At 46.6% G+C, this 14,725-nt stretch carries 7 protein-coding genes; 4 read left to right on the top strand and 3 right to left on the bottom strand.

The genetic code is table 11. The features are described 5' to 3' along the window. The first annotated feature begins 626 nt into the window (after positions 1 to 626). The 4 genes from ONT18_RS01005 (at position 627) to ONT18_RS00990 (ending at position 9,722) form a co-directional block, all read left to right on the top strand. On the top strand, positions 627 to 3,902 hold the full coding sequence (locus ONT18_RS01005; RefSeq protein WP_264903611.1) for a SusC/RagA family TonB-linked outer membrane protein: 3,276 nt from the start codon (positions 627 to 629) through the stop codon (positions 3,900 to 3,902). A gap of 24 nt (positions 3,903 to 3,926) precedes the next feature. After that, the gene (locus tag ONT18_RS01000; protein ID WP_264903610.1) at positions 3,927 to 5,636 is read left to right on the top strand and encodes a RagB/SusD family nutrient uptake outer membrane protein; all 1,710 of its coding nucleotides are present in this window, start codon (positions 3,927 to 3,929) and stop codon (positions 5,634 to 5,636) included. A gap of 243 nt (positions 5,637 to 5,879) precedes the next feature. Beyond that, positions 5,880 to 7,910 (top strand): glycoside hydrolase family 28 protein, encoded by a 2,031-nt coding sequence (locus ONT18_RS00995; RefSeq protein WP_264903609.1) that lies wholly within the window; start codon positions 5,880 to 5,882, stop codon positions 7,908 to 7,910. Between the two features lie 21 nt (positions 7,911 to 7,931). Then, the gene (locus ONT18_RS00990; RefSeq protein ID WP_264903608.1) at positions 7,932 to 9,722 is read left to right on the top strand and encodes a glycoside hydrolase family 43 protein; all 1,791 of its coding nucleotides are present in this window, start codon (positions 7,932 to 7,934) and stop codon (positions 9,720 to 9,722) included. 112 nt (positions 9,723 to 9,834) lie between these two features. Here the strand turns inward: ONT18_RS00990 and ONT18_RS00985 are convergent, their stop codons facing one another. The 3 genes from ONT18_RS00985 to ONT18_RS00975 form a co-directional block, all read right to left on the bottom strand. Then, entirely contained in the window at positions 9,835 to 11,283 is a 1,449-nt protein-coding gene (locus tag ONT18_RS00985) for a glycoside hydrolase family 57 protein (RefSeq protein ID WP_119237430.1), read from the bottom strand. An 85-nt stretch (positions 11,284 to 11,368) separates the two neighbouring features. Beyond that, the gene (locus tag ONT18_RS00980; protein ID WP_264903607.1) at positions 11,369 to 12,637 is read right to left on the bottom strand and encodes a glycosyltransferase family 4 protein; all 1,269 of its coding nucleotides are present in this window, start codon (positions 12,635 to 12,637) and stop codon (positions 11,369 to 11,371) included. 18 nt (positions 12,638 to 12,655) lie between these two features. Next, positions 12,656 to 14,599 carry an amylo-alpha-1,6-glucosidase gene (locus ONT18_RS00975; RefSeq protein WP_264903606.1) on the bottom strand — a complete coding sequence of 648 codons (1,944 nt, stop codon included), beginning with the start codon at positions 14,597 to 14,599 and terminating at the stop codon, positions 12,656 to 12,658. Positions 14,600 to 14,725: the final 126 nt, after the last annotated feature.

The following is a 14,725-nucleotide window of genomic DNA, read 5'->3' as shown; positions in this document are numbered from 1 at the left end:
CATTCAGCAAACAAATCCGTCTCATTCTGCTTACGAATTCGAATCTTCGAGACAACGAAGTCATATCTTCAAGCCAGCGCAATCGAATCTTCAAGCCAGCGCAGTCGGATGTATCGGCTCAATGAAACGTATGAACTTGCGCAATGAAGAACATGGTTTCATCAGCGTAAGCGGCTCCGCTTGCCCTGAGGCTGCTGAAATTACGTCACGACGCAGCTTCTGAGGCGTCACGACGTAGCAATCGGTGCGTCACGACGCAGCAACAGATACGTCGTGATGTAATTTCTGCTAACTCCTGCCCCATCAAGTAAGCCTCATCTGAACTTCAAAAAAGCCTCAGTAAACGTTACGTAGGGCTCACTTACCCGCCTGAATCAATACGACGAAAAGACAATATTGTAGAAACAACACTTCCGAAAACGTTTACGTTAGATTTTTCGTTTATTTTATTCAACATTTAAAAATTTTAATTACCTTTGTAGCAGAAATCTAAGATTATAACCAAAAATCGAAGATTCCTTATGATCTATTGAGAATCAAACACGACAACAACTAATCGCTAGTAAGTTCAATTAGACCAGAGAAACTTAACAAGATTAATAATAACCTACAAAACAAACATCGTTATGTATCAACAACTGAAACGTGCCAGCATGGCACTGACCTTGAGTTCGGTTTGTTTCCTCGCTTTTGCGCAGAAAACAATCCAAGGTACCGTTAAGGATGCTAATGGCGACCCAATGATTGGTGTAACCATTACTGACCAGAATGGTAAAGCAGGTGGCATCACCGACCTTGACGGTAAGTTTACCATCCAGAACGCAGACCCTAATGCGGTCTTGACTTTCAGCTACATCGGCTGCAAGCCTAAGAAAGTAAAAGTAGGAAGTCAGAAAACATGGAACATCGTACTTGAAGATGACAATGCAGCCCTTGACGAGGTCGTTGTCGTTGGTTATGGTACTATGCGTAAACGCGACGTAACTGGTTCTATCGCATCTGTCAACTCAGAAAAGATAGCCGCTCGTGGTACTACCAATCTTGCAGAGTCTCTGCAGGGTTCTGTTCCTGGTGTCAACATCACCCAGTCTGGTAGCCGCGCAGGTGCAGGCTTCAATATTCAGGTTCGTGGACAGGCTTCTATCAACAAGCAGGCACAGCCATTGTATGTTATCGATGGTGTAGTTTGCGACAACATGGACTTCCTCAATCCTGATGATATCGATCGCATCGACGTATTGAAAGATGCATCTTCTACCGCCATCTATGGTTCCCGTGCCTCTGCCGGTGTCATCATGATTACCACCAAGGGCAGCAAGGGTGCAGACAAGGCACAGAAGGCTACCATCTCTTATGACGGATATTATGGTATCAAGAAGTTGGCGCGCATGCCTGAGTTTATGGATGCCAACGAGTTTATGGATTACCGTTTTGCCAGATATACCACGCTTGAAGGAAAGAGCTACGATGGCTCAAGCCGAAAGGGTGTTGATGCCGAAGGACATCCACACTACATCATCAAGAATACCGACTTGAATTCTGCCTTCCTTGCCCGCAAGGGAGCAACCAGCTACAAAGACTCCAAAATTTATGAGCTGATGATGGATCCAAACTTCGAAGGTTACGACTGGAAGAAAATGGTTACCCGCACAGCCGCCCAGCAGAACCACTTTATCAGTGCTGCCGGTGCTACAGACAAGATCAACTACCGTGTAGGTATGGGTTATCAGGGAGAAGAGAACGTATTCAAAGGCAACGACTATGAGCGTTTCAACTTCAAGGGAGCAATGGATGCCAAGCTCTCCAAGATATTCGAGGCAGGTTTCTCTACCAACATGTCAATGAGCCGCACCCAGGACGTATGTACTGATGGTACTTATTCTCCATACGTGAATGCATTCTATTTCAACCCATTCGTATCTCCTACAGATGCAGATGGCAACCTGATTCCTAACCCGGGAGCAAAGGCAGCCTTTGGTGCAGATGCAAATTTTACATCTACATATAACCCGCTCATAGATTTGAATGACGGCAACTACACCGACGAGACCAAGATGTACCGACTGATGGGTAACTTCTACCTGCGTGCCAACATCATCAAGGGATTGAAGTTTACAACCACCTTCTCTCCTAACTACTCTCACAAGCGCCAGGGCATCTTCTATGCAACAGGTCTGAACGAGGGTAACGATGTAGGTTCTACTTACTACCAGAAGAACAAGACCAACTTCGGTTCAGTAGCCAATACTACCCGTGTAGACTGGACGTGGGACAACCAGTTTGACTACAACCGCACATTTGGCGACCACACTGTTGGTGCTATGGCATTGTTCTCACTCTACAAGAGCAATACAGAATACCAGTATGAAGAAGGCAAGGGTATCGCCAGCGACCATACTACATTCCACAATCTGGGAACAGCCAGCGGCGACAAGACCCTCTCAAGTTCTTATACTGAGTCATCATTGGAGTCATTCGCTTTCCGTGCCAACTATTCTTATAAGGGCCGTTACATGGCTACAGCTACACTCCGTACCGATGGCAGTTCACGCTTCGCAGACGGCAACCGATGGGGCTGGTTCCCTTCTGTAGCTGCAGCATGGCGTATCTCAGATGAAGCTTGGATGAAGCAGTTCAACAACTGGCTTGATAATGCTAAACTCCGTCTGTCATACGGTGTTACCGGTAACAACAATGTGGGTGACTATGTAACTATCGCTTCTGCTACAGGTCCATCTTATGTAACCATAGATGGCAAAGAGGTACAGGGTTATCATCCTAACGGATTGGTAAATACAGAACTCATCTGGGAGAAGGTTAAAGAGTTTGACCTCGGTCTCGACCTGAGTTTCCTGAAAAACCGCATCAATGTAACAGCCGACTTCTACAACCGTCTTTCTGATGGTCAGATTATGTCACGTTCAGTGCCTATCGAAACTGGTGAGAAGACTTCAACCTTCAATGTAGGTTCTGTCCAAAACAGAGGTATTGAACTCGGTTTGAACTTTAACATCATCAACAAGAAAGACTTCTCCTGGAGTGCGAACGTAAACTTCGCCCGCAACTGGAACAAGATTAAGGAGTTGAGTAACGGTAAGGTTGATGAGGTAGCCAACAACTGGTTTATCGGCGAGCCACTGAATGTACTCCGTGACTATACCCATACCGATGTCATCACCGACAAGGGTGTAACCATGCACACCATGAATGGTGACAAGCACTATACCTTGAAGGAATTCTACGAGAAGTATGGCACTAAGTATAAGTGGTATGAAGGTCAGGTAGCCGTAAACGACTGGAACGATGACGGTAAGATTGACGACAACGATAAGCAGATTTATGGCTGCACAGATCCTCGCTGGACAGGTAGTTTCTCTACCAATGTATATTTCAAGGGCTTCGACTTCTCCATCATGTTCTATACCAAGAGCGGATTCTGGTCACGCAGCTATTTCCATGAGAAGTATATGAAGTATAGCGACCGTGGTAATGCCCACATGAAGTTGGATTACTACATACCAAAGGGAGCACCAATCATCGATCATGCAACAGGTGAGATTACAACCGCCACAGAGACCCACTACGGAAAGTATCCTTATCCAAACAACAGCGATACATCTATGGGTGGTTACTTCGGTGACAAGGGTTCAGCCAAGGGAGAAGGTTTCCAGTATCAGAAGACCTCTTTCACCAAGGTTAAGAACATTACCCTGGGTTACACATTGCCTAAGAGCGTAGTAAACAAGGCAGGTATCAGAAATCTCCGTGTTTATGTAAACGTTCTGAACCCATTCTGCTTCACCAACTACAAGGGCTTCGACCCAGAGTGGGCATCACAGAATCTGCAGAATGGCGGTCCATCATCTGTAACCTACCAGTTTGGTGTAAATCTTAAGTTCTAATCTCATTAAATGAAATAAACAATTATGAAAAAGATATTATATAGCGTAGCATTGGCGGCCTGCTGCATGGGAACCATGACAAGTTGCAGCGACTTTCTGGATGCTAGCAACAAGTCGAATGTAACTGCCAAACAGAGTTTTGCGACAAAAGAGGGATTAAACAACCTCGTCAATGATGCCTATCAGCATCTGCAAAACGTTTATGCAGCTCCTCTGTTCACTAGCTGTTTCTCAGCAGGTACAGACATGTATGCCGATGGCCGTAACAAGATGAACGAGGCATTGAATACTTACGAGACCTTGACTCCAGAAAATACGGATATCAAGAATCTCTATACTTACCTCTATTCAGGTATACGTGCAGCCAACTCTGTGTCATATTATGCACAGACAGCCCAAGTTGATGAAAAGACTAAGGGGCAGCTTATAGGCGAAGCCCGTGTATTGGCAGCCTACGAGTATTATCTTCTGGTAAACAACTTCGGTGGTGTGCCTATCATGAAGGACTTCCTCACCACAGCAGACACAGGGTATCCGAAGTCTTCTGCTGCAGATGTATATGCCTATATCATCAGCGAACTCGAAGATGTTATCAGCAAGAATGTGCTTCAGGCTTCTACAGCTACCAAGGGTGGCGGCAGAATCAGCCAGGAAACAGCCAAGGCTATCCTAGCCAAAACCTACCTTTCTGCAGCATGGGACCTCAACAAACAAGACTACTTCTCCAAGGCTGCAGCTCTTGCCGATGAGGTGATTGCAGGCAGAAAACTGACTACCCCATTTGCCAAGCTCTGGAAGGCAGACGGATCGGGCGATGACAACGAAGAGTTCCTTTGGGATGTGGAATATGATTTGGCTACAGCCAACAATACAACATCAGGTGGTACAGAATGGAGCGGCTACTACTGTAACTATCTGGGTGGAAACGAGGATAACATCAAGGCTACAACCTCCAGCTATGTACCAACCCTCTATGCCTTGCATTGCTTCAAAAAGGGCGACCTGCGTTACGATGCTACCTTTATGAAGGAATTGCCAAATATGAACAAGGGAAATGCTGCAGGTACCGGCTACTGGACATGGTATAAGAATGGTGAGAGCCTAAAGGGTTATCCTGTGGTTCGTTACTATTCTGCATGGTATGAGACCGATGCCGACTTTGCTGCATGGAAGGCTAAAGACCCAGCCAACAGAGCAAACACCTATCGCATTCCGATGGATTCACAGACTAAGGAGGCACAGAATATGGATGGCTCCGATATGGAATATTACGATAACCAGCAACTGGTATGTAGTTCAAATCCATGCAAGAAGTTTGACGACAGCAAGACTGCTACCACAGAGAAGAACACCTGCTATCGCGACATCCATATCATCACTTTGCCAGAGATGTATCTCGTAGCAGCTGAGGCTTATCTGAAGGCTGGTGTTAATGATAAAGCATTAGCACGACTCAACGAGGTTCACCAGCGCGCTGGTCTTCCTGCACTTACAGGAACTATCACTATCGATGACATCCTTGATGAGAATGCATGCGAGAACTTCGGTAATGAGGCACGCTGGATGGATTTGCGCAGAACACAGACCCTGGTAACACGTTGCACCAAGTATAACCATGAGATGGGAGACAAGGCTGCCCAGTATATCGGCAAGAAGCTTCTTCGCCCTATCCCACAGGCTGCAATTGATGCCAATGACCAACTGACATTAGCCGACCAGAATCCTGGTTACTAATCAAAGTCATTATGTTGATAAGAAAACCTATCAGGACATACGTTAATCATTAGGTTTAAGACCGTATCCTAGGGAGATAATTCCTGATGGATACGGTCTTTCTTTTGGTTCTATCGGCAAGGTATACGTAATCGTTTTCGTAGTTTTTCATTCACAATCTGCATGTGATAAGCAAAAATGTCGTAACTTTGCAGAAAATCTTATAGAATACAAAAATAATAAAATAAATAAACCTAAGAAGAAATGAAGAAATCAATCATTAAGACAGTCGTGCTGGCTGCGCTCATGGCTCTGCCTATGTTCGCAAAAGCACAAACTTTCGCTGGTATCACAGCCGAGCAGAACGCACAGAACACTCCTGAAGGATGGACTGCCGTAGAACTGCCACAGTTGCCTGCCATCACTTCGGTAAACACATTTAATATCAAGGATTATGGTGCCTCGACATCTGCTGCAGACAACACCAAGGCTATCCAGAAAGCACTTGATGCTGTGCCTACAACAGGTGGTATGGTCGTGATTCCTGCCGGTACATGGATGTTTGGTAGCACAGACCAGATGACAAGCAAGACCGAGGTACTCAGCATCAAGGCGAAGACCATCCTTCACCTCAGCGCAGGTGCCACATTGAAACTCGTAGAATACGGCAAGGCTCCTAACACAAAGACTGTCTTCATCGGCGGAGAGAACAAGGGTAAGAACGTTACCGACATTGTTATCGAGGGTGAAGGTGAAACTTCTGTCATCGACGGTCAGGGTGCACGTTGGTGGCTCGCAAGAGAGAATGGCGAAACCTTCAATCCTGGTGCAATGATCCGCTTCGAGCAGGGCAAGCGCTTCCTGCTCCGCAACTTCAAGATTCAGAATACTCCGGGTGTAAACATCACCATCAGCAACAGTGGTAAGGCTAGCCATGCTACCATCCATGATCTGATTATCAGTGAACCTTCATCTGAAGCTGGCAAGGGAAAGGCATCGCATAACACCGATGGAATCTCTATCTGGGGTCCATACGTTAATATCTACAACTGTAACATCAGCAACGGCGATGACAATATCGTTTGTGACAATGATGCACAATATATCCATGTATGGAACTGCGACTTCGGTACAGGACATGGTGCTTCTATCGGTAGTTTCACCAAAAACATCAAGCATGTATGGTTCGACAATATCAACATGAACGGAACAACAGCAGGAATCCGCATGAAGACGGGTATCAATAGCAATGGTACACTGCGTGGCGGTGGCGAGGAGGATTGGAAGTTCAGCAACTTCACCATGACCAAGGTTAAGAATCCATTCTCTATCGACTGCTACTACGACAAGAACTACAACAGCGACCCTGCCGTAGATAAAGCAAATGCCAGAGCTCTTGATAGTACTACCCCAACCTACACCAACATTCTGCTTCAGAACGTGAAGACAACAGATGTATGCGAAGGTAACGCTATCTTCCTGATTGGCCGCCCTGAGAGCCACATCAAGAACGTGACACTCGACAATGTGCAGATTTCAGCCAAGAAGGGCATCGATATCCGCTTCGTAGATAATCTCGTGTTCAAGAACAACTCTAAGATTACATGCCAGTCGGGCAAACTCTGGATTCGCCAGTACGATTCTATAGTAGATGACCAGTGTGATGCTACAGGGGCAGGTACAAATCCCACTCCCAATCCAGGTGAGACAACAGAAGTAAGCTATATTCTGGATGCTTCAACCAGCACTTCTTCAAGCACAGATCCATCTCCATGGACGTTCAATAACGGTTGCAGCATAGAGAGCAGCAAAGGTTACGCTACAGCTAAAAGCAATACCATCAAGTATAGCAAGGGCATACAGTTTACCATCAACCTGCCTGAGAATATTACCATTACATCGGCTACATTTGCAGGATATGCCAATGAAGACAACAAGACTTGCTATCTCGGCGAACTGAACGGAACAACCTTTGCCAGCGACAAATACGTATTCCCTAGCCGTACAACCCAAACGGATACGAGCACAAAGTTTGATATTACACTTGACACTCCTGCTACTGGCGTTCTTACCTTCACACCACAAGATGCACAAGCCGCTTGGGTTATCACACTGAAAGGTGTAAAGGTAACAAGTTCAGGTATCAACAATGTTGTTTTAACCGCCAAGGTAAACAATAACAACATTTACGACCTCAGCGGTCGCATGGTAAAGCTCAATGCCAAGGCAGAAGACCTGCAAGGTCTCAAAAAAGGTATCTATATCTACAACAACAAGAAATACGTAGCTAAATAATTCATTTTAACATCGGTAACAATGAAAATAAAATATCATTCACTCCTGTGCATTCTCGCCACCATCGCATTGAGTTCTCCGCTCTCTGCGCTGAGCGTGAATGCCCAGAAAGCGGTATCCAAGACATGGAATCCGAACCTGAAGAACGGAATGTACCGCAACCCGGTAATTGACGCCGACTACTCAGACCCAGATGTATGCCGTGTGGGCAATGACTACTATATGACCTCCTCTTCCTTCCAGTGTTTCCCAGGCTTGCAGATTCTGCACAGCACCGACCTGGTAAACTGGGAGATTATCGGTGCTGCCCTACTCGATGACTATCCGGTTTTGCCTGAATACCAGGGCACCGAACTGGATTGGCGCAAGAAGGTTCAGCATGGTAACTATGTGTGGGCACCCTCTATACGCTATCACGACGGATGGTTCTATATCTACTGTGGCGATCCTGACCAGGGTCTCTTCATGACCAAGACACAAGACCCACGCGGTCCTTGGGAGCCTATCACCTGGGTGATGAAGGGAAAAGGTCTTATCGACTGCTGCCCTCTTTGGGATGAGGACGGCAAGGCTTATCTTTCACATGGATGCGCCGGTTCAAGAGCCGGCATCAAGTCAGTGCTCTTCGTGGCTCCAATGTCACCAGACGGAACCAAGGTTACCGGTCCTTCACGCATCGTATATGATGGTCACGAAGACCAGCCTACCATCGAGGGAACCAAATTCTACAAGCGCAACGGATATTATTATATCATGAGTCCTGCGGGCGGAGTAAAGTATGGCTGGCAGGTAGAACTGCGTTCCAAGAATCCATACGGTCCTTACGAGGAGTATGTGGGCATGGCACAGGGAAAGAACAAGAAGGTAAACGGCCCTCACCAGGGTGCATGGGTAGATACCCAGAACGGCGAAGACTGGTTCCTCCACTTCCAGGATAAGCATGCTTATGGTCGTGTGGTTCATCTGCAACCAGCCAAATGGGTAAACGACTGGCTCGTTATCGGAGACGACAAGGATGGTGACGGCTGCGGTGACCCTGTTCAGCAATGGAAGAAGCCAAACCTGCCATCAAGCGGTAACTTCCAGCCTAAGGAATCGGATGATTTCAACAGCGTAGATTTAGGTCTGCAATGGCAGTGGAACGGTCCTTACAGTCAGTACTGGTACTTCTGTGATGCCAAGAACTCCAAGTTGCGTCTCTATGGCGTGCAGCAGGCAGAAGATGTAAAGAACCTGTATGATTTGCCAAACCTCCTGCTCCAGAAACTCCCTACCGAGAACTTTACTGCTACTGCCAAGGTGAAGTTCATACCTAACCGCACCGAGGCTTACAAGGAAAATGATAAGGTATTGGGCGAAAGCGCCGGCATGATCATGCAAGGCATGGACTATGCGGCACTCAAGTTTGTTGATACCAAGGAAGAGGGTGTTGTTTTGCAATATGTAACCTGCGAGAAGGCTGAGAAGGGAAAGGCTGAGAAGGTGGTAAAGCAAGTGGCCATCAAGACCAGCAAGCAGCCTCAACCTTACACCGTGAAGTATGCCGTAGATGATATTCCTTCTTCCCGCATCGCTACCCAGGATGTATGGCTCCGCGTGAAGGTTCATAGCGAAGGCATCGCCAACCAGATACAGGCTATCGCTGAATGGAGCTACAGTCTGGATGGTAAGAAGTTTATCAAGATAGGCAATCCGTTTACTGTACGCGAAGGCAAGTGGATAGGTGCCAAGCTCGGTTTCTTCAACACCCGCACAGCCAAGAAGAACGATGCTGCCTTCTTCGACGTAGACTGGATTCATTTCGAAAAATAACGCTTTCCAGCTAACGCGTTATTTCAGAGAATATTTTGGGAAATTAAAAAATCCCCCTCATTGCAAATCAATGCAGCGAGGGGGATTAATCTTTATGAGTAATCTAAAAATTCTAATCTTTCTTTTCTTCTGTAGGCTCTGCCTTTGTTGTTTTCTTGGCAGGAGCCTTCTTGGCAGGAGTCTTCTTGGCTGCAGGCTTAGCTGCGGCCTTCTTGGCAGGAGCAGCCTTAGCAGGCTTCTCGCCATGGTGCTTCTCAGCCTCCTTCTCTATCTTTTCAATCTTAGCCTGAAGACGGACAATCTCCTTGTCCTTCATCTCAAGCTCTTCATCCTGATTCTTGATGGTAGTAAGCAGGCCCTCAAGCTGATCGTTATCAACATCAGCAGGATAGAGGTCGTTTACTCGGGTGATGAAGTCGCCAAGAATGTTCATATAGTTAGTGAAAGCATCGAAAGGACTTGAATAGATACCTCTGTCAAGACCCACATTGCTTGGCTTGGTAGTCATGAAGCGGAAGTTGTTACTTGCCTGCAGGTAATCCCAGTCCTGATTGATACGTGGATCGTTGGCGATACGTACACGGTCTGCCACACTGTAAAGCTTGTTGAAAGCCTCACGCTGCATCGGGTTACCCAACCATGAACTTACATCACGCTCCTCGTCTACCCAACTCAAGGTATCAGGCACATTCACCTCGCCTACCGACTTGATCTTCTTGCAGATTTCTGAAGGTGTTGAGAAAGTGATGCCACGGTCCTTGGCACACTGAGGCAAAGCCTTCATAAACTCGAGGATGTTGCTTGACAGAGGCTGGGCAATACCAAGAGCAGAAAGCTCCATGAAGATATTGATAACCTGCTCCTCCTCTGGGAAGGCAGCAATCCGGTTCATATAGTTGTCGGCAAAGAGTGGATAGCCGTCCCAATCGCTGTTGCTGAAGCGCAGAGAGATATCATCGCTCAGGTTCACATCGCGCAAAAGGAGCTTCAACTTAGGGTTCAGGGCGCAATGGTAAACATAGTGAGGAGACTTCCAGCCAAGCACGTGCTTGGCACCCTCGGTGAGCATACCAATGAATCCCATGTTGGCAACATCGTTACCGATATCATCGCTGTAGATGAGCGAAGAGTTGCGCAATACGGTAGGTTTCTTTCCGAAATATTCCTCAATCTTAGTACACTGGCGCATCACCTCATCCTTGAAACTTGCCTCATTAACCAGAGAAGCAAGTCCGTGAGAGTAAGGCTCAGCCAGGAACTCTACACAACCCGTATTGTTGAGCTGCTGAAGCTTCTCCAGTACCTGAGGAGCATGAAGTTCCAACTGCTCCATACCCACACCCGAAAGCGAGAAAGCTACCTTGAAATACTTGCCGTTCTTTTCAATCATCTCCTGAAGGGCATTCAAGGCTGGCATATAAGAGCGCTCAGCAATCTCGTTGATGCTACGGTCGTTCTCGTAGTCATCATAGTAATAATGGTCGGTACCGATGTCGAAGAAGCGGTAGCGTTTCAGATGGGTAATCTGATGTATCTCGAAATATAAACAAATTGTTTTCATAAAAATTTGAAATTTGAACGTTTAACTTGTAAGATGAGTAAAGCCTCAAAATTATTCATTCTTCGTTCTTCACTCTTCACTTAACCTACTTCCACCCTAAGGTCTTGAGGTACAGGTCTTTGATGCGGACTCCCACTTTCTCCCAGGTAATCTGGTCTACTTCTTTCTTGCCTTCCTCTGAGAGATAATCGAAAAGACTCTCGTTGTGACAGATGCTGTAGATGGCATCAGCAAGGGCATGGATATCCCAGTAGTCTACCTTGATACAGTTGGACAGGATTTCTCCACATCCACTCTGCTTGGAGATAATGGTTGGTGTGCCGCACTGCATAGCTTCCAAAGGTGAGATACCGAACGGCTCGCTCACAGATGGCATCACGTAGACATCACTGTCTTTCAGACATTCATAAACCTGTTTGCCGCGCATAAAGCCAGGGAAGTGGAACCGGTCGGCAATGCCTCTTTCGGCAGCGAGATAAATCATCTGGTCCATCATATCGCCCGAACCTGCCATACAGAAACGCACATTGCGGGTACGGTGCAATACCATGTTGGCAGCCTCTACGAAATATTCAGGTCCCTTCTGCATGGTAAGACGTCCCAGGAAGGTTACTACCTTCTCCTTGCCCTTATGATTTGGGCGTGGAATATCCTGCCACTCCTGCTTCAATGGGTATACGGCATTGTGCATGGCGAAACACTTGCGTGGATCCTGGTGATACTGGTGAATCACCGTCTGGCGGGTCAGTTCGGATACACACATGATACAGTCGGCATTATCCATACCGTCTTTCTCGATAGCGTAAACGGTAGGGTTCACCTTTCCACGGCTACGGTCGAAATCAGTAGCATGAACGTGGATGCACAATGGTTTGCCACTCACGCGCTTGGCATGAATTCCGGCTGGGAATGTAAGCCAGTCGTGAGCATGGATAATATCAAATTCTTCTGAACGGGCTACAACTCCGGCAATGATGCTGTAGTTGTTGATCTCGTCATGAAGATTTGACGGATAACCACCGGCAAATTCCATACAGCCGAGGTCATTTACATGCATATAGTTAAAATCGGCATAGATGTGGTCACGGTAGCGGAAATAATCGTCCGGACTCATGATATTACCTACGCGCTGCTGCACATAGTCGTGATTTACATCTCGCCAGGCGATAGGCACACTGTTCATTGCCACAATCTTGCAGGCACTGCGGTCCTCATCACCGAAAGGATGAGGCAGACACAATGTGATATCAACATCGCCCTGGGCATGAAGTCCCTGGGAGATACCAAAGTTGGCAGTTGCCAAACCACCAAATACGTGAGGAGGATACTCCCATCCAAACATTAAAACTTTCATATAGCAGTCCTCCTATTATTAATATTGATATTTTTCAAGTAACTCGAGCGCACGCAGAATCTCAGCCACATTCATGGCGAAAGAGATGGCACCACGACCTGCGAATGGAGGGTTTCCATCGAAGAGTTCGCTGATGGTACCGAGACAGTGGGAAGACATTTCGTCCTCATAACCTACCATCTGGCGTTCGATAAAGCTCAAACGGGTACGCTTATAGAGTTTCAGACTTGCCTCCATATAGAAGCCACCGAGCCATGGCCACGCCGTACCCTGATGGTAAGCATAGTCGCGCTGGGTCTGCGGACCTACATAAACAGGATTATATCCACCGCTCTTTGGCGAGAGTGAACGCAATCCCTTAGGAGTAAGGAGTTCGCGTGTACAGATATCAAGAACCTGCTTCTTCTGGTCTTGCGACAATGGAGAATAGTCGAAAGCCACTGCAAATATCATGTTCGGGCGAACGCTCCAGTCCATCATATTTCCATCAACATAATCGTAGAGATAGCCATATTCATTGAGGAAGGTATCGAGAAATGCCTGCTTGGTCAGCTCAGCCTGAGCCAGGAGTTTCTGCTGGCTGTCTTCTTCACCTACTGTTGAAGCGAGAGAAGCACAGAAGCACAAAGCGTTATACCACAAAGCATTAAACTCTACGATATAACCTGTACGTGGAACCACAGGTCTGCCGTTGGCAGTAGAGTTCATCCAGGTAACAGCCTTGTCCTTACCATCGGTATAGAGCAATCCGTTCTCTTCGAGCTTCAGGTTCGGATGCTTGTTATCCTGGATAAAGCTGATAACATCCTTGATAAACTGTCCATACTTCTTGAAGCATTCTTCCTTGCTGGTTTCCTTGGCATACTGCTGCAAAGCCCAGATAGCCCACAATGGCACGTCAGGCTGCTCTATCTCAGCAATATGAACGCTGACCGGCTTGCCTTCCATAAACTCGTAGTATCCCTTCATGGCAGTCTTCATCACCAGTTCGAAGTAGTCATCTTCCTCGATAGAGAGGGTGAGACCCGGAAGAGCGATGAATGTATCGCGGGCACGGCACTTGAACCAAGGGTAACCTGCCAGGATATAACGGTCATCGTTCTTTTCACGACGATGGAACTGATGAGCCGCATTGACCAGACAGTGGAAGAAATTGTCACGAGGCGAACGCTCATCCACTTCCTTGTCGAAGAGCTTCTTCAGGCTGACCGCCTTGATTTCTGATGTAGAAGCAGCAAAGACGATGGTTTCGCCTTTCTTGATATCCATTTCAAAATAACCAGGAACATAGAGGTCTTCGTTAGAAGCATAACCTCTCTCCTGCTCCTTTGGATATTCCACGCCACGATACCAATCTGGACAGAATTTAAACTCGTTCTTCTTGGAGAACTGCATATAGAGATCAGGATAACCTGCATACATACAGGTCTTGATGCCATGATCTACCTCAGCATAATCACGAGATGCGGTAGCATTCTCATGAGTAAACTGACGGACACTGCGGAAAGCCAGAAAAGGACGGAAACGAAGGGTTGTAGCCGAATGGCCGTCTACCAGGGTATAGCGAATCAGAATGCGATTCTCATAATGCTGGAATACAACTTCCTTTTTCAGGATAACACCACCTACGCGATAAAGGGTAGTTGGCACTTTATCACAATCAAACTCACGAATGTACTTGTGGCCCATCGGACTGTAGTTGTTGCCCTGGTACTTGTGCAAGCCGAGGTTAAACTCTGCTCCATGCTGAATCACCGTAACATCCAGCGAACTCAAGAGCACATGATTCTCATCGTCCAGTTCTGGAACCGGCACGACAAGTAATCCGTGATACTTGCGGGTATTACAGTCTACAATCGTTGAGCACGAATATGCACCCGAGCGATTTGTTCTCAACAACTCCTTAGGCAACGACTCTTGAAGATTCGTCATAAGGGCCTTTTCGAATTTTAGATAACTCATAGATCTATATTAAGGTTCTATATTTTTGTTGACTAAATTAATTGCTTTCAAAGGTAACACTTTTTTGTGGTATAACAAAGTTTTTTGTATGCCATTTTTAGAAAAAATTGCCTTTTTATGTTTTAA

Origin of the sequence: Segatella copri, from assembly GCF_026015295.1 — a bacterium.
GTDB classification, from domain to species: Bacteria; Bacteroidota; Bacteroidia; order Bacteroidales; family Bacteroidaceae; genus Prevotella; species Prevotella copri_C.
The sequence above is the reverse complement of the archived record's forward strand: the minus strand, read 5'-3'. Positions and strand labels throughout refer to the sequence as shown.

What these genes read in the sequence shown, in the direction of transcription:
- ONT18_RS01005 (WP_264903611.1), top strand. Translation starts at nt 627, where the DNA reads ATGTATCAACAACTGAAACGTGCCAGCATGGCACTGACCTTGAGTTCG.
- ONT18_RS01000 (WP_264903610.1), top strand. Translation starts at nt 3,927, where the DNA reads ATGAAAAAGATATTATATAGCGTAGCATTGGCGGCCTGCTGCATGGGA.
- ONT18_RS00995 (WP_264903609.1), top strand. Translation starts at nt 5,880, where the DNA reads ATGAAGAAATCAATCATTAAGACAGTCGTGCTGGCTGCGCTCATGGCT.
- ONT18_RS00990 (WP_264903608.1), top strand. Translation starts at nt 7,932, where the DNA reads ATGAAAATAAAATATCATTCACTCCTGTGCATTCTCGCCACCATCGCA.
- ONT18_RS00985 (WP_119237430.1), bottom strand. Translation starts at nt 11,283, where the DNA reads ATGAAAACAATTTGTTTATATTTCGAGATACATCAGATTACCCATCTG.
- ONT18_RS00980 (WP_264903607.1), bottom strand. Translation starts at nt 12,637, where the DNA reads ATGAAAGTTTTAATGTTTGGATGGGAGTATCCTCCTCACGTATTTGGT.
- ONT18_RS00975 (WP_264903606.1), bottom strand. Translation starts at nt 14,599, where the DNA reads ATGAGTTATCTAAAATTCGAAAAGGCCCTTATGACGAATCTTCAAGAG.